16 protein-coding genes and 1 pseudogene are annotated in these 21,968 nt (G+C 44.6%); 7 read left to right on the top strand and 10 right to left on the bottom strand.

Going from position 1 to position 21,968, the window contains the following annotated elements; translation table 11 throughout:
- Positions 1-185, top strand: a pseudogene (locus AB4653_RS04150) (phosphoglucomutase/phosphomannomutase family protein); the annotation flags it as partial.
- A gap of 157 nt (positions 186-342) precedes the next feature.
- On the opposite strand, the gene AB4653_RS04155 reads toward AB4653_RS04150, so the two are convergent.
- From AB4653_RS04155 to hrpB, 10 genes are all read right to left on the bottom strand, one after another.
- Positions 343-1,371, bottom strand: coding sequence for an ABC transporter ATP-binding protein (locus AB4653_RS04155; protein WP_009847571.1), 1,029 nt, complete (start codon positions 1,369-1,371; stop codon positions 343-345).
- The gene (locus tag AB4653_RS04160) at positions 1,371-2,996 is read right to left on the bottom strand and encodes an iron ABC transporter permease (RefSeq protein WP_009847572.1); all 1,626 of its coding nucleotides are present in this window, start codon (positions 2,994-2,996) and stop codon (positions 1,371-1,373) included. The genes AB4653_RS04155 and AB4653_RS04160 overlap by 1 nt, the downstream gene beginning before the upstream one ends.
- A 243-nt stretch (positions 2,997-3,239) precedes the next feature.
- Positions 3,240-4,256 (bottom strand): Fe(3+) ABC transporter substrate-binding protein, encoded by a 1,017-nt coding sequence (locus AB4653_RS04165; RefSeq protein ID WP_012604721.1) that lies wholly within the window; start codon positions 4,254-4,256, stop codon positions 3,240-3,242.
- A 164-nt stretch (positions 4,257-4,420) separates the two neighbouring features.
- Positions 4,421-5,650, bottom strand: a complete 1,230-nt coding sequence (locus AB4653_RS04170) for an ammonium transporter (RefSeq protein WP_102257745.1) — start codon at positions 5,648-5,650, stop codon at positions 4,421-4,423.
- Between the two features lie 27 nt (positions 5,651-5,677).
- Entirely contained in the window at positions 5,678-6,016 is a 339-nt protein-coding gene (glnK, locus tag AB4653_RS04175) for a P-II family nitrogen regulator (RefSeq protein ID WP_004738200.1), read from the bottom strand.
- A gap of 226 nt (positions 6,017-6,242) precedes the next feature.
- Complete coding sequence (locus AB4653_RS04180) at positions 6,243-6,611, bottom strand: YacL family protein (RefSeq protein WP_009847575.1); 369 nt, start codon at positions 6,609-6,611, stop codon at positions 6,243-6,245.
- A gap of 282 nt (positions 6,612-6,893) precedes the next feature.
- Complete coding sequence (gene acnB, locus AB4653_RS04185) at positions 6,894-9,482, bottom strand: bifunctional aconitate hydratase 2/2-methylisocitrate dehydratase (protein WP_009847576.1); 2,589 nt, start codon at positions 9,480-9,482, stop codon at positions 6,894-6,896.
- 272 nt (positions 9,483-9,754) lie between these two features.
- Entirely contained in the window at positions 9,755-12,094 is a 2,340-nt protein-coding gene (locus AB4653_RS04190) for a patatin-like phospholipase family protein (RefSeq protein WP_009847577.1), read from the bottom strand.
- A gap of 38 nt (positions 12,095-12,132) precedes the next feature.
- Positions 12,133-14,532, bottom strand: coding sequence for a penicillin-binding protein 1B (gene mrcB / locus AB4653_RS04195; protein WP_032555268.1), 2,400 nt, complete (start codon positions 14,530-14,532; stop codon positions 12,133-12,135).
- Entirely contained in the window at positions 14,529-16,967 is a 2,439-nt protein-coding gene (gene hrpB / locus AB4653_RS04200) for an ATP-dependent helicase HrpB (protein WP_032555279.1), read from the bottom strand. Before hrpB ends, mrcB begins: the two co-directional genes overlap by 4 nt.
- 94 nt (positions 16,968-17,061) lie before the next feature.
- Here hrpB and sfsA point away from each other — a divergent pair, with 94 nt between their 5' ends.
- The 6 genes from sfsA to panB form a co-directional block, all read left to right on the top strand.
- Entirely contained in the window at positions 17,062-17,820 is a 759-nt protein-coding gene (gene sfsA, locus AB4653_RS04205; RefSeq protein WP_009847580.1) for a DNA/RNA nuclease SfsA, read from the top strand.
- Between the two features lie 135 nt (positions 17,821-17,955).
- Positions 17,956-18,402, top strand: coding sequence for an RNA polymerase-binding protein DksA (gene dksA / locus AB4653_RS04210; RefSeq protein ID WP_009847581.1), 447 nt, complete (start codon positions 17,956-17,958; stop codon positions 18,400-18,402).
- A 148-nt stretch (positions 18,403-18,550) separates the two neighbouring features.
- On the top strand, positions 18,551-19,453 hold the full coding sequence (gluQRS, locus tag AB4653_RS04215) for a tRNA glutamyl-Q(34) synthetase GluQRS (protein WP_009847582.1): 903 nt from the start codon (positions 18,551-18,553) through the stop codon (positions 19,451-19,453).
- Positions 19,454-19,609: 156 nt separating this feature from the next.
- The gene (gene pcnB, locus AB4653_RS04220; protein ID WP_009847583.1) at positions 19,610-20,965 is read left to right on the top strand and encodes a polynucleotide adenylyltransferase PcnB; all 1,356 of its coding nucleotides are present in this window, start codon (positions 19,610-19,612) and stop codon (positions 20,963-20,965) included.
- Complete coding sequence (folK, locus tag AB4653_RS04225) at positions 20,962-21,447, top strand: 2-amino-4-hydroxy-6-hydroxymethyldihydropteridine diphosphokinase (protein ID WP_009847584.1); 486 nt, start codon at positions 20,962-20,964, stop codon at positions 21,445-21,447. Before pcnB ends, folK begins: the two co-directional genes overlap by 4 nt.
- Before the next feature lie 22 nt (positions 21,448-21,469).
- The coding region (panB, locus tag AB4653_RS04230; RefSeq protein ID WP_372103407.1) for a 3-methyl-2-oxobutanoate hydroxymethyltransferase at positions 21,470-21,968 on the top strand (499 nt) is incomplete at its 3' end.

Genomic DNA, 21,968 nt, shown 5'->3' on the forward strand with positions numbered 1-21,968 from the left:
AATTTGAATACGAAATTGAAAAAGTTAGCTATGAAGATGGTGCCAAGGTGTACTTCAAGAATGGCGGCTGGGTGATCGCTCGTTTCTCAGGAACAGAGCCGTTACTACGAATCTTCGCAGAAATGGAAGATAAAGACACTGCAGAACGTGTTCTTCAAAAAGTGAAAGACTTCCTCTCTCTATAGACTTATAGAGTGCAGCAGTTTTGAATGGGACTTAACAAACCACTGCCTTGTTAAAGCCTATAGGTGAAGAACTCTTGCCCAGTACTCTGTATCAAAGTGCTGGGCTTTTTTACGAATGCATTTTACTTTTCGGCAGAACGATACTTACTGCGTATCATTAAAACGCCAACACACCTTTGGTATCTACTTTGACGGTGACTGGCATACCAACACCTAGAGCCTCAGAAGACGTTGCTAACAGTTTCTGACCGTTAGCTTCAATCACATAGCGACAGTGGTCGCCCATAAATTGTTGTTCCAACACTGACAGGTTACTGTCGACATCATGACTCGCCACTATATGCTGTGGTCTTAGTAACAACGCACATTCCGCTCCCACTTCGATCTGAGTTTGTGCTTTCGCTTCTATCAGACCCAAGCTCGTTTCAAATTCATTATCTGAAATACGCTTTGCATTCAAGTAGCTACCACCACCTAAGAAATCAGCAACAAACTTACTCGATGGGTGGAAGTACAACTCAGATGCAGAACCATATTGCTCAATCACACCATGGTTCATTACCGCCATTTTATCTGAAAAAGCGAATGCTTCTTCACGGCTGTGCGTTACAAAAATAGCAGTAACACCCTGCTTTTTAAATATTTTACGAATCTGAGAGATCAACTCATGGCGAACTTGAGTATCAATATTTGAGAAGGGTTCATCCAATAACAATAAGTCCGGCTTGTACGCTAAAGAACGAGCAATCGCTACGCGCTGCTGTTGACCACCAGAAAGTTGATGTGGGTATCGGTCACCGAATTCATCTAAGTGAACTAGCTCCAACATCTCTTGAACTTTCTCTTTCTTTTGCTGTTCAGAAAGACCTTTGAGGCCAAAGCAGATATTCTGGTTTACCGTCAAGTGCGGAAACAGGGCGTAATCTTGAAAGATCATTCCGATGTTTCTCTGCTCAGGTGGTAACCAGTTGTCTCCATCGTCGATGGTTTGACAGTTCAAGCTCATGACGCCACTACTCAATGGAAGCAAGCCGGCAATCGCTTTCAGCAGCGTAGTCTTACCACAACCACTGGCACCAAGCAGACAAACAATTTCACCATGCTCAACTTCTAAAGAAAGAGATTCCAAAATAGTTTGGGACTCGTACTTACAAGTCAGATCTTTAATTGATAATGCACAACTCATTAGTGTTTCTGCTCCAAGGAACGGTTTACGATAATCAGAGGAATTAAGCCCACTAACACCAATAATACAGCAGGCATCGCCGCCAACTCTAGGTGCTCATCTGAGGCATAGTTATAAACATAAGTCGCCAATGTTTCGAAATTGAAAGGGCGTAGCAGTAATGCTGCATTTAACTCTTTCATTGATTCGATAAATACCAATAATCCGGCGATCAATGCGCCTCGTTTAATCAAAGGTAAATGAACATGACGTAACATCTGGTTGGTATTGCAGCCCATTGTTTTAGATGCCATATCCAATGAAGGAGAAACTTTACTCAAGCTACTTTCAATGCTGCCAATTGCAACCGCTGAAAAACGCACGACCATGGCAAAGATAAGTGCAAACATAGAACCAGAGAAGATCAAACCTGGTCCTGTCCATTCCATCACTTTTGCAATATCGTTGACTAAGTGATCCATAAACAAAACTGGGACCATCACACCAATGGCTAACACGGTGCCTGGAACGGCATAGCCCATGGAAGCGATACGCATATAAGCCTGATTTTTCTTACTTGGGCTAACACGTTGATTGAAGTTCACAATCAAAGCAATAACGACACCAATAATTGCAGCAACTACCGAAACATAAAGGCTATTAACGGCATACTCTCTAAATTCAGGGGTCCAGCTTTGAGCAAAATATTTGTAGGCATAAATCATTAACTGGGCAAGAGGGAACAAGAATGCGACACACACCAACCCCCAACACCAAAACAATGCTAACCACTTCTTCCAACCGGAAAGGTCGTAACGAAAATCTTCACGACTACTGAATTGATTCTGGAATAATTTCTGTTTGCGACGGCTATAGCGCTCTGAACTCAATAGTAGGATCACGATAATCAGCATAATCGCCGATATTTTCGCAGCAGCCGTTAAGCTTGAGTAACCTAACCAAGTATCGTAAACCGCAGTCGTTAAGGTATTGACTGCAAAGTAACTTACGGTACCAAAGTCACCAATGGTTTCCATTGCAACCAGTGATAGCCCGACCGCCATTGATGGACGAACAAGCGGCAAGGAAATACGACGAAAGCTTTCCCAAGGTGAACACTTTAACAACCGAGCGGATTGCAATAAGGAGACGTTTTGCTCCATAAAAGCCGCGCGGCATAGCAAATAAACATAGGGGTAGAGAACAAGTGACAGAACAATAATAGCTCCGAACAAGGTTCTAATGTCTGGGAACCAGTACTCTCCGGGCCCCCAACCTGTTAAATCTCGTAGCAGAATTTGAACAGGACCTGCAAAGTCGAACCAATCGGTAAAGATATACCCGACAATATAGCCTGGCATTGCTAATGGCAGCACTAACGCCCACTGTAAAACGCGCTCTCCTGGAACACGGCACATTGCCATAATCCAAGCTGACGGAATACCAAAAGCCAAAGACAGGAATAAGGTTCCTATGACTAAAACCACCGTATTATAAGTATAGGTGGGCATTACTGTGGACATAAGATGAGAAAATAGCTCATCAGTTTCTCCAACAGCAGTCGTAAAAATCGCTAAAATCGGTAAAACCAGCAATACAGCAATGATGCAGCTACTGGTGTTCCATAAATAATTCTTTTCTTTCATCGCCTAACTACAACGAGGCTTAATGAAACACAAATGCATTTGCAAATACATCTCATGTCCTTTTAATGGGGGGTTATTTATACCCATATACTGTAATGACTTCAAGGTGAGATGCTCATAACTCTGGGGATTAACGGGGAGCTTTGTATCAAAAAGTGATTTTCCAAAACAAAACAACCCCAAGTTACCGAAATGGCGACTTGAGGCTGTCATTTTACTTGGGCCGAAGCCTACAGTAAAAAATTATAGATCGAACTTAACTTCGTCTAGTAGCTTGATTGCAGCTGCGTGGTGGTCAGCAATCTGGTCTAGAGAAATTGTATCAGCTTTGAATTCACCCCAAGAAGCAACAAGCTCTGAAGGTTTAACATCAGCTTTAACTGGGTATTCGTAGTTCACTTCTGCGTACATGCCTTGCGCCACGTCACCAGATAGGAATTCCATTAGCTTAACCGCGTTCTCTTTATTTGGAGAGAATTTAGCCATTGCCATACCAGAGATATTTACGTGAGTACCAGTTGTCTCTTGGTTAGGGAAGTTAAGGTAAACAGCGTCAGCCCAAGCTTTTTGCTCTTTATCGTTAACCATCTTACCTAGGTAGTAGCTGTTACCAAGAGAAACGTCACATAGACCTTCTTTGATCGCTTTAACTTGTGCACGGTCATTACCTTGAGGCTTACGTGCTAGGTTTGCTTTTACGCCTTCTAGCCATTCTTTCGTTTCAGCTTCACCTTTGTGAGCAATCATCGAAGATACTAGAGAAACGTTGTATGGGTGCTTACCACTACGTGTACAGATTTTACCTTTGAATTCTGGCTTAGCTAGATCAGCGTAAGTGAAATCTTCACCTAGACGACCAACACGGTCACGAGAAGAGTATACGCTACGTGTACGAGTTGTTAGAGCGAACCACTCGTTAGCTGTGTCTTGGTACTGAGCTGGGATATTCTTTTCTAGAACATCACTTTCTACAGCTTGAACTAAACCTTTTTCAGTTAGCTCAGATAGACGGCTGATATCAACAGTTAATACCACATCTGCTGGGCTGTATTCGCCCTCTTGAGCTAGCTTCTCTGCTAAACCTTTCTTAGCAAACTTAACATTCACCTCGATGCCTGTCTCTTTTGTGAACTCATCAAACATAGGTTCAACAAGGAAAGGTTGACGGTAAGAGTATACGTTTACTTCTTCAGCAGCGATTGCAGCCGTTGGTGCGATTGCGCTACATGCTAGAGCTGAAAGAGTTAGCAATTTTTTCATTGGTAAAGTCCTTTATATCGAAATGATAATCTATATCAGTTGCGTTATTATATTTATTAAAATATTAATTTCAATGATAGAGCACAAAAAAACCTGCTCATGAGAGCAGGTTTCAAGTGGGTAATATGTAAATATTTGTAAATTATGGATTAATACATAATGTTCTATTTTACAGACACAAACTCTGGATAGGCGCCGACACCACAATCGTGCATGTCCATACCTTCAAGTTCTTCATCTTCAGTTACTCGGATACCGATTGTTGCTTTAAGCACTGCCCATACCGCTAGGCTAGCACCGAATACCCATGCAAAGATTACTGCTGCACCCAATAGTTGAGCACCAAACGTTGCATCAGCATTGCTTAGTGGCACAGCCATTAGACCGAAGAAACCACACACACCGTGTACCGATATAGCACCTACTGGATCATCAATCTTAGCTTTGTCTAGAGCGATGATGCTGAATACAGCCAATGCACCAGATACCGAACCAATCGCTACAGCAAATAAAGGTGATGGTGATAAAGGATCTGCAGTGATTGCTACTAGGCCAGCTAACGCGCCGTTAAGAATCATTGTTAGGTCAGCTTTACCCCAAGTCGTTTTACATACTAGTAGTGCTGCGATAGCACCTGCTGCTGCTGCTGCGTTGGTGTTAAGGAAGATTTGGCCAACCGCTGTCGCGTTCTCAAAGTCAGAAACCATAAGTTGAGAACCACCGTTGAAACCGAACCAACCAAACCAAAGGATAAATGTACCTAGCGTTGCCAGTGGCATGTTTGAACCTGGAATCGGGTAGATCTCACCGTTCTTACCATATTTACCTTTACGAGCACCCAGCAGAAGAACACCCGCTAAGGCTGCTGAAGCACCAGCCATATGTACGATACCTGAACCAGCAAAGTCACTGAAGCCGGCTTCTGATAGGAAACCACCGCCCCAAGTCCAGTAACCTTCCATTGGGTAGATGAATGCTGTTAGCACGACAGAGAAGATAAGGAATGACCAAAGTTTCATTCGCTCAGCAACCGCGCCAGATACCACAGACATTGCTGTTGCAACGAAAACGACTTGGAAGAAGAAGTCTGATTCTAATGAGTGGTCTGCACCTTCACCTTGAGTACCAATCAGAGTACCAAATGACGGTAACCAGCCACCTTCGCCGTTATCGACATACATAATGTTGTAACCAACGACTAAGAAAGTCGTACAAGCAATCGCGTACAAACAAATGTTCTTAGTTAAAATTTCTGTGGTGTTCTTTGAACGAACTAGACCAGCTTCAAGCATTGCGAAGCCTGCAGCCATCCACATGACCAACGCACCTGAGATGAGGAAGAAAAAAGTGTCTAGTGCGTAACGTAGTTCCGTTACTGTTGTTGTAAGTTCCATATTAAAGTCTCCAGTCCTTGTAATTCTTTAAAGTGCTTCAGCATCCATTTCACCAGTACGAATTCGTACGGCTTGGCTTAGGTCATACACAAAAATTTTGCCATCGCCGATTTTTCCGGTGTGCGCCGCTTGGCTAATCGCTTCAACAACTCGGTCAACATTTTCAGCTTGGGTTGCAATCTCTAGCTTTACCTTGGGTAGGAAGTCCACCTGGTACTCTGCACCACGATACAATTCAGTGTGCCCCTTCTGACGACCAAAGCCTTTCACTTCAGAAACCGTCATACCTTCAATACCCACATCAGAGAGCGCTTCGCGTACATCGTCTAATTTGAATGGCTTTACAATGGCATTTATTAATTTCATATTCTTTCCTTAAATTCTTCACTTAATCCGTTAATACTCTTATTACAATCCAAGTAGCGTGCCATAAATTTAAGTTGTTGATTTTAAATAAAATAGAAACAATACCGTTTTAGAAACGAAAAAGGCCGCACCAATGTGGTGCGGCCTTTTCACTATCTTAATGCGTTGCACTGTCGTTGCTCTAGTTTTGGGCAACGAAACTTTCACGATGCAAAATCATTAGCAACTAGTAACCTAAAAAATCAATCCAACGTTCGATGAGCAACTCGAAATCGTCAATTCCGCAGCTTGCTTCGCTTTCACAATTATAGAAATCGAACTCACTACCCTCTTCCATCTCTTGTTCGTGCCCTAGCACATTTTCTTGAATCGTTACGTCGTCTTCATTGATCGCTAGGCTGATCTCTTTGCCTAGTAGCGTCACTTCATTGCTCAGATCTTGTCGAGATTGCTCAATCAACGCCATCACATGATTCAGTTTCTGCTTATCTTTCCCGATCTCTTCTTGAAGCCAGCGGCCAACAATTTCATGACCCATGCTGCACTTTACATAGTACTCGCCCATTAAAGTGTTTCGTGTAAATTCAAATTCCATAAAGGCTCCGTGCACTAATGACAGATAGGGTAAAAAATGAGGCGAGAGTATATAGCGAAGTCATCAAGAGATCGAGTCGCTCGTAAACTAACATTCAGACATAAAAAAACGCCTACCGAAGTAGACGCTCTATCATTTGGGTTCCTCTAAATAGTTGGAGTTGCAGCTAGGCGACAAGTACGTTCATCCCTATGAGCATAGAAGCTCTATGTGACTAGGGCGGCCGGCGCTCCGGTGAACGTACGCAGTCAACAACACTGCAGCTACAAATATAACGAGGAACTAAGCTGGTTCTTGGAAGATAACTGTGTCTGCTTTATCCGTGTACTGACCCATTTTATGGAAGTTCAAGTAACGGTAAGTATCGGCAGCGGTTGCATTGATCTTCTCAGCGTACGCTAAGTACTCTTCTTTAGTTGGGATACGACCAAGAATCGCACCAACAGCAGAAAGTTCAGCAGAAGCTAGATAAACGTTCGCACCATTACCTAAACGGTTCGGGAAGTTACGAGTAGACGTAGACATAACCGTCGAAGCATCAGCAACACGAGCTTGGTTACCCATACATAATGAACAACCCGGAGTTTCAATACGAACCCCAGCACGACCGAAGATGCCGTAGTAGCCTTCTTCTGTCAGTTGGTCTTTATCCATCTTAGTTGGCGGAGCAACCCATAGGCGAGTATTTAAAGAGCCATTAAACTCTTCTAGCATCTTACCTGCAGCACGGAAGTGACCGATGTTGGTCATACAAGAACCGATGAACACTTCTTGAATCTCAGTGCCTTGAACGTCAGAAAGAAGACGAGCATCATCTGGATCGTTTGGCGCACATAGGATTGGTTGATCGATGTCAGCAAGATCAATCTCGATAACGTGCGCGTATTCCGCATCTGAATCAGCAGATAGCAACTCAGGGTTCGCTAACCACTCTTCCATTGCCGTGATACGACGCTCAATCGTACGAACATCACCGTAACCTTCAGCGATCATCCACTTAAGCATAACGATATTCGAGTTCAGGTACTCATCGATAGACTCTTGAGATAGCTTAACCGTACAACCAGCCGCAGAACGCTCAGCTGATGCATCTGAAAGTTCAAATGCTTGCTCAACAGATAGGTGCTCAACACCTTCAATTTCTAGTACACGACCAGAGAACTCATTGATCTTTCCTGCTTTCTCTACCGTTAGTAGACCTTGCTTGATGCCGTAAAGCGGAATTGCATGTACTAGGTCACGTAGTGTGATACCCGGTTGCATTTCGCCTTTAAAGCGAACCAAGATAGATTCAGGCATATCAAGAGGCATAACGCCTGTTGCCGCAGCAAATGCTACCAAACCAGAACCAGCAGGGAATGAAATACCTAGAGGGAAACGAGTATGCGAGTCACCACCTGTACCTACAGTATCAGGAAGAAGCATACGGTTTAACCATGAGTGGATAACACCATCACCCGGACGAAGTGAAACACCCGCGCGGTTCATGATGAAATCAGGCAGTGTATGGTGAGTGTTTACATCAACTGGTTTCGGGTATGCAGATGTGTGACAGAAAGACTGCATCACAAGATCCGCAGAGAAGCCAAGACAAGCCAGATCTTTCAGCTCATCACGCGTCATAGGACCCGTAGTATCTTGAGAGCCCACTGTCGTCATTTTAGGTTCGCAGTACTGACCCGCACGCACACCTTCAACGCCACACGCTTTACCTACCATCTTCTGAGCTAATGTGTAGCCTTTATCAGAAGCAGAAGGATCGATTGGTTTAGCAAACAGATCGGTTTCAGCTAGGCCTAGAGCATCACGAGCACGACCCGTTAGGCCACGACCAATGATCAGTGGAATACGGCCACCAGCACGCACTTCATCAAGAAGTACTTTGCTTAGCTCAAAGTTTGAAATCACAGAACCGTTCTTGTGAACAACACCTTCGTACGGGTAGATATCAATGACATCGCCCATGTTCATGTCTTGTACGTTCAGTTCAATGGGTAGTGCGCCTGAATCTTCCATTGTGTTGTAGAAGATTGGTGCAATTTTACCACCCAGACAAACACCGCCAGTACGCTTGTTTGGTACGAATGGGATATCTTCACCCATGAACCAAAGTACTGAGTTTGTTGCCGATTTACGTGAAGAACCTGTACCAACAACATCACCAACGTAAGCCAGTGGAATGCCGTCTTTTTGCATTTCTTCAATTTGATTGATTGGACCAACGCTACCCTGTTCATCAGGAGTAATGCCATCACGTTCCATCTTCAGCATCGCTTTCGCGTGCACTGGGATATCAGGACGTGACCATGCATCAGGCGCTGGTGATAAGTCATCAGTGTTAGTTTCACCGGTAACTTTAAATACTTTAACGGTGATCTTTTCCGCTACTTTGTTTTTCGCTGTAAACCATTCAGCATCAGCCCAAGATTGAAGTACTTGTTGTGCTGAAGCATTACCTGCTTTCGCTTTATCTTCTACATCGTAAAACGCATCGAACATCAGTAGAGTATGAGACAGGGCTGTAACTGCGATTGGAGCAAGCTCAGCATCGTCTAACAGAGACACTAGAGACTCGATGTTGTAACCACCTTGCATAGTACCAAGCAGTTGTGCAGCTTTTGCTTTGCTTACTAGTGGAGAAGCTACTTCACCTTTAGTGATAGCCGTAAGGAAGCCAGCTTTTACGTAAGCAGCTTCATCTACACCCGGTGGAATGCGATTTTCTAGTAGGTCAAGAATGATTTCTTCTTCACCTTGAGGTGGATTCTTTAGAAGTTCAACTAGGCCAGCGACTTGCTCAGCATCTAGTGGTCTTGGGACAACTCCCTCGGCAGCACGTTCTTCGACGTGTTTACGGTAGGCTTCAAGCACGACTTTTTTCCTCTCATTGCGGTTCACTTCTTACCTTCATAATTATTAGTAAAATTAAGAAGCGAACATCCTTGGAAACTTGGCTCTCCATTGCCATTTTTGTCATTCAATTTGTATTGATGAGCGGCATCATAGAGGCCAAACTGTGGGCGGTAGAATAGCAAATTTAACGTTAAATTAAAATCTTATCATTTTGACCAACATAGCAAGTTAAGACGAAAGTCCCACTATTTTTGCCTATTTACGCAGTTAAACGGTGACTCTACGCATGATTATTTGTAGGAAGTACCGACAATCAGATACACCGAATCAAAGTTATCTTCGGTTCGACCATAAGCTAATATGATCGGCCCGATGGGTGAGTCGACACCCGCAAAAACAGAGCCTGCAGTATACATTGGAGCTTCATCCAGTTTTAAGTCATTGTTCGACCAAACACCACCATGTTCAATAGAGGCGCCCACGTAGAACGGTGATTCAAAGAGGCCGAAGTCATTTTCAAACCACTTATAACGGTAGATCAAACTGGTGTAAGCTAAGTTCTGACCGATCAAACTATTTCTTGGAATACCGGATAGATTGAGGAACCCTCCTAGCTCTTTCGGATCAATCGGAAAGACTGAGTTTTTACTTTCTACGATGCCGTAATCAACCTTTGCGACTAAAGTATGCTTTTCAATGCTTTGTGCTGCCATAAAATTGGCCGAAAGTTCAAAGACTGTATCACTCTCAGAAGAGAAATCTGAACCACCATTAGAGCTTTCATTCTCAAAATCGTCATGAGAGATAAGGTACTCTAAATCGACAAAATAACCTTCGGTAGGAAGACTGAAGTTATCTAGTGTATCCAATCTATAACTGGCAAAGGCACCAATACGTTTATAGCCACCACTTCCTAGTGAAGGTAATGATGCCACCTCAATACTGCCATCTGTATAACGTGCACCAAATTTCAGTTCTTGCCACAATGTCGGTTGATAGCCCAATGCAAATTCACTCAGATACTCTTGATAAGACATTGGTAAGTAGTCTTTGGTTGCATCCAGTGTAGGTTCTCCAATCTCGCCGATTCCTGCTGGCAGGTTTCGATTCTGGTTGCTGTAAGCAATAGACACAGATGTGAACAACTTTTGACTCGAAAAGAATGGTGAGAAGAGTTCCGCCTCAATGCGTTTGTCAGTACCCATCTCGATATTAGTTCTTAGCTCTGCACCATGCTTATTAATATCGGTAAAGTTGGCAGAGACACCGAGCGAATACTGGCTGGTAGTCGAGAAATCATCTTCAAGAAAAAATCGAAAATTGAGATAGTTGGGACCCCAAGATTTTTCGTTCACATCGACCAGCAGTTGATCCTCGCCATCAACATTTTCAAATTCATAAGTAACCAACTCGAACCGATCTAAAGCATAAAGATCTTTCACTTTAGATTCGATTTCACTGGTTTTAACAACCTGACCAGAATCGAGGTTTAAACGATTTTCGATCAACTTATCTGAATAGTGGGTGTTGTTGTTAATAATAACTCTATCAACGACAGTCTGGTCGCCATGTTTTAGCTGCTTTCGAGCTTGCTGTTTATGATCGATATACTTTTGATAGTCTGCGTTAGAGAGAGCCAACTTAGAAAGCTGATCCGTATACTGCCTTGTTGCTTCGTATCCAGCATGATAAGCCGTCGGCATTTTATCGAACTCGGTGGTCTCCATTTGCCCAACATCAGGACGTAGGAAAAAATCATCGTCTGTTAACGTCGCGGCTTGCTCTTGAGTGCTGCGTTGAACAAGGTAATTAGAGAGTTGGTCTGCTGCGGCTAAAAAGTTAGTGAAGTCTTCTTTGCTTTTGTAGTTAGTACTGATATCAATCGCAATAACTATGTCAGCACCCATCGCTCTAGCAACATCAACAGGCATGTTATTAGTGACACCACCATCGACCAACATTCGCCCATCAACTTCATAAGGAGGAAGTGCTCCAGGTACTGACATACTCGCCATCATCGCATCAACAAGGTGACCATGATCGATCACGACTTCTTCAAGGTCGATAATATCGGTTGCGACAGAGCGATATGGAATAGCGAGGCTGTCGAAAGAATCGAGGGGAGATAAATTACCAGTGGTCTCGCGCAGAATACGCAACATATTCTGACCTTGAACCACACCTTTTCTGGCTTTGATTTCGCCCCAACCTAAACCGAGATCGGTATTCAGTTGATAACGGTCTTCATATTCTTTGTCTCGCACACGGCGATCACTACGGTCAACGCGATCGCGATAACCACGATTCCAATCAACCGTATAAATAAAGCTCTCGATCTCATCTGCGCTCATCCCTGTCGCATAAAGACCACCAACGTATGCGCCCATGCTGGTACCGGTAATGTAATCAACCGGAATTTGCATCTCTTCTAGGGCTTTAAGCACACCGATGTGAGCTGCACCTTTTGCCCCACCACCAGCAAGAACGACAGCAACGGTTGGCCTTTTATGAGCTTCTTTAAGTTCAACATGTTCTGATGAATCAACCTGTGCTGCAGTAGCGGCAAACAGTTGAAAACTGATCACAGTACCGACAATACCCAAGCTACTCACTAACCAACGAGAAATCATTATCTAAACTATCCTTGTCATTCTTTTCTGTTATGACTTTACCACTGAAAAAGCTTCTTTAGCCACTGTTTTGGTTGACTTTCACAGCCCTTTTTAATGCTGCCACTTTTATCCCAGACCGGCAATTTGACTGTACCACCACAATCAAACTCTAACGCCCCTTCAGAAGTTCGAGTAAAGCTAGCGGTCGCAATTCCTGTTGGCCAAGGCAGTAATAGTTGTTCAGGCGTTCTTTGCTTCAGATAATCGGCATAGACACGCAACGCACCGCTAGAACCGGTTAGTTTAGTCGGTTTATTATCATCTCGGCCTAACCAAATCGTCGTGACTTCACGACCATCAACACCAACAAACCAACTATCTCGACTGTCATTACTTGTGCCCGTTTTACCAGCTAACCCAGCCCATGCAAATTGACCTTGTAAGAAACGACCTGTACCTTCCGATACACCCCGCTTCATCGCATAGGTTGTTAACCAAGCTGCTTGCTGGTCAACGCTTTGCGATACACGAGGAATCGATTGATACAGAACCTCACCATCATTATCAATAACCGAACGAAGCGCAGACAAAGGCGCAATGCGACCAGAGTTGGTAATGGTTTGGTACATCTGAGCAACTTGGAACGGAGTCAGTGAGAACGAACCCAAAAACATCGACGGTACTGGGCGAATTTCGTTTTTATCGACACCCAGTTTTCCAATGGTATCTGAGACGCTATCAATGCCTAACTGCATCCCCAAGCGAACCGTTGGTACGTTGTAAGACTTAGAAAGCGCCACATACAAGGGTACATCGCCACGGAACTTACGATCGAAGTTTCTTGGGCTCCATACGCTACCCTTACTGCCTTTCAAGCTCAGTGGCGTGTCCTTCAATGTTGTCGCCAACGTATACTTCTGAGGTTGCTCTAATGCGGTTAAGTAGATGGCAGGCTTAACCAAAGAACCAATAGGGCGACTCGCGTTCAAAGCACGGTTAAAACCATCGTAACCGGTACGTTTACCGCCGACCATCGCTCGAATTTCACCAGTATTGCGATCCACGGCAATAGCTGCGGCTTCCAGTTTGTTACCTGCCGTTTTCGATAAATCAGGCACTTTACGAGCAATCGACTTTTCTAACTTGTCTTGGGAAACGGGATCCAGAGAGGTAAAGACTCGAATCCCTTTTTTCGCTTCAAATCGATCGCCTACATACTTCTTAAGCTCAATGTTTACTTGCTGGAAGTAAGCTGGCTGACGACTAGCAATACGTGGGTTGTCTTGAATATCCAAATCACGACTCGCCGCTTCTTCGTATTGTCGCGGAGTTAATATGTCTTGCTGCATCAATAAGCGAAGAACCAGATCGCGTCGAGTCTTAGCACGCTCAGGGTAACGAACCGGATTGTAATACGACGGTCCTTTCACCATACCCACCAGCAATGCTAGTTGATCGATGCGGAGCTCTTGAATAGGTTGACCGAAATACAAACGAGACGCTAAACCGAAGCCATGAATCGCTTGCCCACCATTTTGACCAAGGTAAACCTCGTTTAAGTAAGCCTCTAGAATACGGTCTTTGCTGTAACGATGGTCCAAGATAAGCGCAATGTAGGCTTCACGAACCTTACGCCACAATGTACGCTCACTGGACAGGAATAGGTTTTTTGCCAACTGTTGTGTCAGCGTGCTACCGCCCTGTACCGTTCGCCCAGCTTTGACGTTAACGACCATTGCACGAGCGATTGCTAATGGCGATACCCCATCGTGTTGATAGAAGCTTCGGTCTTCAGTTGCTAATAAGGCATCAACCATCACTTCTGGGAACTGATTACGTTTTAAGAACAGGCGTTGCTCATCGTTACTTTTTTCAAGCATACCCAACATTTTCGGCTCAACACGTAGATAGCCCATGTCGCCTTTCTTCTCTAGCGACTGTATACGAGTTAACTCGTTACCGTTGAAATGCAGCATTACATGACGATCCGCTTCCGGTCCATCGACAAACTCGAACGGACGACGAATCATTTCAATCTTGGTTGAAGAAGAAGAGTACTCACCTGGGTGACGAGGAGAATTCACTTTACGGTAATTCAGCACATCCAATTCATTTTTGACTTGTACCAAACTAACGGCAGTACCAGGAGACAGATCCAACACACGAGCATAAACAACGGTTGGCAGATCAAAAAGCTGACCTTCAAAACGCTGCTTAACCACTGAATCCAGATAAATACCGACGAACAACAGCAATGCGGCAAGTGCTAAGCCAGCTTTCCAAGAAATGCCCCACAGAATCTTCAACCAACCTCTCTTGCCAGACGGCTTAGCCTTAGGTTTAGTCTTTTTCGCTGACGCTCTTGGCTTTCTAGGCTTGGCTTTGGTCGTTGGTGACTTCTTTGCTGGCGCTTTTTTAGGTGGTGCCTTTTTTGGCGTTAACATTTTGGTCATCATCGGTTCAACTGTCGTTTAGTTTTAGTGGTTGCTACATGGTTAGCAGGGTCATCCGGCCAAGGATGTTTGGGGTAACGGCCTTTCATTTCTTTTTGTACTTCTTTGTACGCGCCAGCCCAAAAGCCGGCTAAATCCTGAGTAATTTGCAGTGGTCGTTGCGCAGGAGAGAGCAACTCAAGCACGACCTTTTTACGCCCTTGGGCAATCAAGGGTGAATCTTGCTCACCAAAGACTTCCTGCATTCGAACAGAGATCATTGGCTCAGATTGATATTGATATCGAATCGACTTCTTACTGCCCGTAGGCATCAGGTAATTAGTCGGTAGCCATTGATCTATTTCTTGATTCAGAGGCCAGCCAAGATAAGCCGACAATGCTTGTTCAATCGATACATTCGACAGCCCTTTGGCTGACTTAATGCCATTCAGATAGGGTGATAGCCACTCATCAAGATTTTCAACCAAACTCGCATCATCCATCGCTGGCCAATCATGCTCTGGCATCCAAAGCTGTGCGCAGCGTACACGCTCAACGAGCTGTTTAGCTGAAGACGTCCAATGTAAACGCTCCAGTCCGCAGCGAGCGATATAATTGAGTAGCGCTTGGCTCGCCTGATTCGCATCGGGTTCTGGTAAAGCTTTGGTGCTGATAATCAGCTTGCCCAAAGACACTCGCTGCTCGGCAACTAAGCGACCACGTTTCTCATCCCAATCGGCGTAATCGGAACACACAAACAGTTTTGGAAATTCAACTTCTAGCTGCGCAATATCAACCGCGGTAGCTAAGAAAACTTGACTGGCTCGCCCTGTGCTGCGCATCAAATCAATCACAACGATATAGTCATTATTCGCCAATGGATCATCATCACGAACTTCAGCACCGTGACCATTCGCCAGAAGAAAAGCACTGCTGCTCGCACTTCTCGCTTGTGCAATTCGGTCTGGGAATGCAAAACAAAGCACTAATGGTAGCAATGATTCGTCAACTTGTGACAAATCTAAGTGATGATTGAGTTTGCTGGCGAGACTTTTCGCTCGCTGCATCACAACACTGTTTTTCGAGTGCTTTCTTTGCTTAAGTCGATGTAGCGAGTGTTGAATATCCGTCACATTGCGTTCCGGATCTTCGAGTAAAGCGGCAGCGACAATCGCGACATTCAACAAGGCTGGACTGTTTTGCTGAGCTTTGATCAGCATACTAGCGATACGCGGCTCAATGCCTAGGCGCTGAGCTTGCTTACCGATCGAAGTGAACTGCCCATTAGCGTCTAACAGTTCCAGATTTTGTAAGAGTTGCTTACCTTGTTCTGTTGAAGCTTTTGGTGGAACGTCTAACCATTGCAGTTCATCAGCACTCGCAGCGCCCCATTGCGTCAATTCAGACACCAACGAAGACAAATCAGAATGAAGAATTTCAGGTTCTGGTACAGCAGGTTGCTGCATAAGCTGTGTTTCGCTGTACAAGCGAACACATAAGCCTTCTTCGATTCGCCCAGCACGACCCGCTCTTTGCTCAGCAGAAGACTGCGAAATTTTCACTTGTTCAAGCTTGGTAATACCGGTTTTCAAATCAAACTTTGCAACTCGTTCTAACCCCGAATCAACCACTAAACGAATCCCCTCAATCGTCAAAGAAGTTTCCGCAATGTTAGTGGCTAATACCACTTTTCGACGCCCTTTCACCGATGGCGCGATCGCTCTCTGCTGCTGTTCAAAACTCAATTGGCCATACAACGGACACACGTCAATATCACTGACAAGTTGCCCAAGTTGTGATTCCACTTGTTTTATCGCCGAGACACCCGGTAAGAAAGCCAAAAGTGAACCCGATTCTTTCTCCATCAGAGAACGAATCACGTTGGCCATCTTAGGTGCTAAATATTCATTCGAGCCTAATGGCTGATAGCGGAAGTCGACAGGGAAAGTTCGGCCTTGCGATTCAACATACTTGGCATCAGGTAACAAAGATTGCAGAGCGTGTTGATCTAAGGTTGCCGACATCACCACCACTTTTAGATCGTCACGCAGCGCATCTTGGATCTCCAAGCTAAACGCCAATGCAGTATCTGCGTGAATGCTGCGTTCATGAAATTCATCAAAGATCACCATATCAACCCCTGTCAATTCAGGGTCGGTTTGGATCATTCTCGTCATGATCCCTTCAGTCACGATTTCCAAGCGAGTCGCACTACTGGTTTTAGATTCACCACGAACCCTATAACCTATGCTCTCTCCCACTTTCTCTCCTAGTTGGCTCGCTAAGTAAGTAGCAATATTCCTTGCAGCCAAACGCCTTGGTTCAAGCATAATGATTTTGCCTTGAACAGCATTAGTTTTAACCAACTGTAAAGGGAAGAATGTTGACTTACCGGCACCGGGAGCGGCCTTTAGAATAAGTTGAGTGTGTGTTTGTACGCCAGCGAGCAGATCTGGCATCACAGCTTCTATGGGCAGTTGTGGCAATGGGTGAACCTTGTGGTGTAATGTTGGCAACATTGTACATAAAAACCTACCTCTCTAAATAAGTAATATGCACTTCAATCCTCCATTAGAGCCAGCGACTCTTATTAAACGCTATAAACGCTTTCTCACTGACATCCAACTTCCAGACGGCAGCGAGCGTACTATCCACTGCGCTAACACCGGAGCGATGACAGGATGTGCGACTCCTGGCAATACGGTGTGGTACTCAACGTCAGACAATGCAAAAAGAAAGTACCCAAACAGCTGGGAGATCTCAGAAACAGACAAAGGTCACCGTATTTGTGTAAATACTGCGCGGGCAAACCAGCTAGCGGTGGAAGCAATTGAAAATGGGACTATAGTTGAACTCTTAGGTTATAACGCGTTACGAACCGAAGTGAAATATGGCAGTGAGAATAGTCGCATTGATATTCTGCTTGAAGATAACGAAAAGCCGCCTTGCTATATCGAAGTAAAAAGCGTCACTTTGCTCGACGAAGAAGTGTCAACTAAGCAACAAATATCAACTAAACAACAAGCGTCGACCGAAGGGCAAGGTTTTTTCCCTGATGCAGTGACAACTAGAGGCCAAAAACATCTGCGAGAACTCACAGAAATGGTCGAATCTGGAAGTAGAGCCGTACTTTTATTCACTGTTTTACATTCAGGCATTGAAAAAGTGTCTGCGGCACACCATATAGACGCCAAATATTCGTTATTACTAAAACAAGCACAAGACGCTGGAGTTGAAGTGCTTTGCTATAAAGCAGAGCTCAGCAGTACTCAAATACAACTAAAACAAGCCGTTGAATTTATCAATAGCTAAGCAAAAATGCTGAACTATTCACATTGATTGCAAGTTTTAACAAGAGTATTTGCCACCATTCGTTCTTTCTGCTATAGATACCCGCCTTAAAATTAGCTGCTTTGCAGTTGACTAGGTGTAAATAGGAGATGCTGTATGCCAGAATCTAAGAAAAAAGCGCTAGGCATCCTAGCCATCGCAGGTGTTGAACCGTACCAAGCAAAGACAGGTGAAGAGTACATGTCACCTGAGCAAACGGAACATTTTACAAAAATTTTATCAGCTTGGCGCAACCAGCTCAGGGAAGAAGTTGATCGTACTGTGCACCACATGCAGGACGAAGCAGCGAATTTTCCAGATCCTGTTGACCGAGCTTCTCAAGAAGAAGAATTCAGCCTAGAGTTACGTAACCGTGACCGTGAGCGCCGTCTTATCAAGAAAATTGAGAAGACACTAGATAAGATCGAAGAAGACGATTTCGGCTTCTGCGACTCTTGCGGTGTCGAGATTGGTATTCGTCGTCTTGAAGCTCGTCCAACTGCTGACCTTTGTATTGACTGTAAAACACTTGCAGAGATCAAAGAGAAACAGATGCAAGGTTAATTCTTGCGGATGTAAAGAAAGGGAGCTTTGGCTCCCTTTTTTGTTTGTTTTAAAAAGTGGTTTATATCGTTGTTGATAGCGATAAACTAATCACCAAACGTCTTAAGAATCGGCTACTGCGGTACCATCAAGATTAGGTTTCTCACTCATGAATTATATCGGACGCTTTGCACCATCACCGTCAGGTCCTCTTCATTTTGGCTCACTGGTTGCTGCTCTTGGTAGCTACTTTCAAGCGAAATCTAACCAAGGACAATGGTTAGTTCGTATGGAAGACCTCGATCCGCCAAGAGAAATGGCTGGCGCTGCAGACCTCATTCTTAAGACGCTTGAGGCTTACCACCTGTATTGGGACGGTGAAGTCGTTTATCAAAGCCAGCGTCATGACCTATATCAAGCTCAAATTGATCAATGGGTCACTGACAATCAGGCCTACTACTGTCAATGTACCCGTAAGCAAATAAAGTCCTTGGGTGGGTTTTATAGTGGCCACTGCCGAGACAAAGGTTTGGTTGATTCAGGCGAACAGGCGGTGCGCTTGTGTATGGACTTTCCCATCGAGTCCTTTGACGATGTTCGTCACGGCACGATTCAAATTCCCAAAGCATTGGCTGAAGAAGATTTTATTATCAAGCGCAGAGATGGGTTGTTTGCCTATAACTTGGCAGTTGTCCTTGATGACATCGAACAAGGGGTAACAGAAGTCGTTAGAGGTGCAGATCTGATAGAACCAACAGGTCGACAAATCAGTTTGTATAAGACGCTCAAGCAAAAAAACGTGAGCTACTTGCACTTACCATTGGCAACCGATGGCTTGGGGAATAAACTGTCAAAACAAAATCATGCCACCGCGATAGATCTCGACAACCCAAAACCGACGTTAATCAATGCGATGCGATTCTTAGGTTTTAATATCCCGAATGCTCTTTTCGAGGCGTCAATAGATGAAATTTTATTGTGGGGCTGCCAGCAATGGAACGTCTATCAGTTACCTGATAGTTTACAAAAAGAGCACAGCAATGAGTTCGAAACTAACGGCAAATCGCAATAACGATACATAAAAATACCGTAACAAATACCTGTGACTAAGCAGACGATGTTCTCAAATGGCTCGCGCTAAGCTATTATTAGCCGCAATTAAACTCTGCACTACCACTTTGGACTAAGAGAAAAACAAAGCTGGCGATACCTACTTTGTTATAAACTAATGAATACAAACGACAATACCCCAAGCGAACAACGCGGATTCCACGAATTAGCTCTGAATATTTATACTCGTCAAGAGCACAATATTTCACGCAAGCAGATCAGCGACAATGCACTTAAAGTGTTATATCGCCTGAATGGTGCGGGTTTTGACGCATTTCTAGTCGGTGGTGGTGTACGCGACATCTTATTGGGCTCTCAGCCAAAAGATTTTGATATCGCGACCAACGCAACGCCAGAGCAAATCAAGCACCTATTCAGAAACTGTCGCCTTATCGGTCGACGTTTTCGCTTGGCACATATCATGTTTGGTCGTGACATCATTGAAGTAGCAACTTTCCGTGGCCACCACCAAGAGCCATCGAAAAACGTTTCTGCGCAATCTGAAGAAGGTATGTTGCTACGCGATAACGTGTACGGCAATGTTGATGAAGATGCAGAACGTCGTGACTTCACAATCAATGCGATGTACTACAACATTGCAGACTATAGCATCCACGATTACGCGGGTGGTGTAGAAGATTTAGAAGATAAGCTGATCCGCCTGATTGGCGATCCAGAAACGCGTTACCGCGAAGACCCAGTACGCATGCTACGTGCAATGCGCTTCGCCGCTAAACTGGATTTTGATATTGAGGAAGATACAGCCGACCCAATTGAAGAGTTAGCACACCTTCTAAAAGATATCCCAGCAGCGCGCCTTTACGAAGAGTCTCTAAAATTACTGCAATCAGGTCACGGTTTAGAAACCTACCACTTGATGCGTGAGTACAACCTGTTCCAGCAGATGTTCCCTTCAGTAGCGGAACACTTCACAGAAGGCTACGACTCACATACCGAGCAGATGCTTGATTTGGTACTCGACTCGACTGACCTTCGCATCGAAGATGGCAAGCGAGTAAACCCCGCGTTTATGTTTGCTGCAATGCTTTGGTACCCAATGAACAAGTTGGCAGACAAGCTTGTCGCTGAACAGGGTATGGCGCACTACGATGCGATCATGGAAGCAAGTAACATCATTCTTGATCGACAAGTAAAATCAATTGCGATTCCTCGTCGCCATACCGCAACCATTCGCGAAGTTTGGCAACTGCAACTACGACTGCCTCGCCGCAACGGTAAACGTGCCGTTCGCCTGATGGAACTCAATAAGTTCCGTGCTGGCTACGATTTCCTAGAAATGCGTGGCGAAATTGAAGGTGGCGAAACCAAAGAACTAGCAAAATGGTGGGAGCGTTATCAGACAGCAGGACGCAATATGCGTCAAGCGATGGCTAATGACGTAGCAGCACCATCAAAGTCGGGTCATCGCCGCCGTAAGACTTACAGGAACAAAAAGAGTAAGCAATCAGAATGATAACGGCTTACATTGCGGTCGGCAGTAATCTTGCCGACCCTGTTAGCCAAGCAAACTTGGCTATCGAAACGCTAAAGAATCTTCCGCGAACAACGTTTGTTGCGACCTCACAGCTATATAGTAGCACTCCAATGGGGCCGCAAAACCAACCCGACTACATCAACGCGGTAGTAGCAATTAAAACAGAATTAACGCCAATTGAACTGCTTGATTGCACTCAAAAGATCGAGCAAGAGCAAGGGCGCGTCCGTAAAGACGAGCGTTGGGGTCCAAGAACCTTGGATCTCGATATCGTGTTATACGGCAATGAGGTGATCGATTCAGAGCGCTTAACCGTTCCTCATTACGGAATGAAAGAAAGAGAGTTTGTGCTCTACCCGCTTGCTGAAATCGCACCAAGTTTACAACTCCCTGATGGGACTGAGCTGACAGAACTACTAAAAATAGTAGATAAGAACGGGCTCAATGTTTGGCAGCAATAGCCAAGCGCATTAAGGAAAATCAATGAAAAAAGTAACCATTAACGACCTAATCAAGTGCAAACAAGAAGGCCGTAAATTCGCGACGTCGACAGCTTATGATGCGAGTTTTGCTCAATTATTCGAAAGCCAAGATATGCCAGTTCTACTTGTCGGTGACTCACTTGGCATGGTTCTACAAGGTCGTAACGATACATTACCAGTAACCGTTGAAGATATTGCTTACCATACTCGCTCAGTGCGTGCCGGTAGCCCAAACTGTCTTCTTATGGCTGACATGCCATTCATGAGTTACGCCACACCAGAGCAAGCCTGTGAGAACGCAGCAACCTTAATGCGCGCTGGTGCGAATATGGTGAAAATCGAAGGCGGAAGCTGGTTGATTGAAACTGTGAAGATGCTAACAGAACGTGCTGTACCAGTATGTGCACACTTAGGCTTAACGCCTCAATCGGTAAACATTTTTGGTGGTTACAAAGTTCAAGGTCGTGACAACGAGCAAGCCGATAAAATGGTTGCTGATG

The organism is Vibrio sp. 10N.222.48.A3 (assembly GCF_041475345.1).
In the GTDB taxonomy this organism is placed as follows: domain Bacteria; phylum Pseudomonadota; class Gammaproteobacteria; order Enterobacterales; family Vibrionaceae; genus Vibrio; species Vibrio tasmaniensis_A.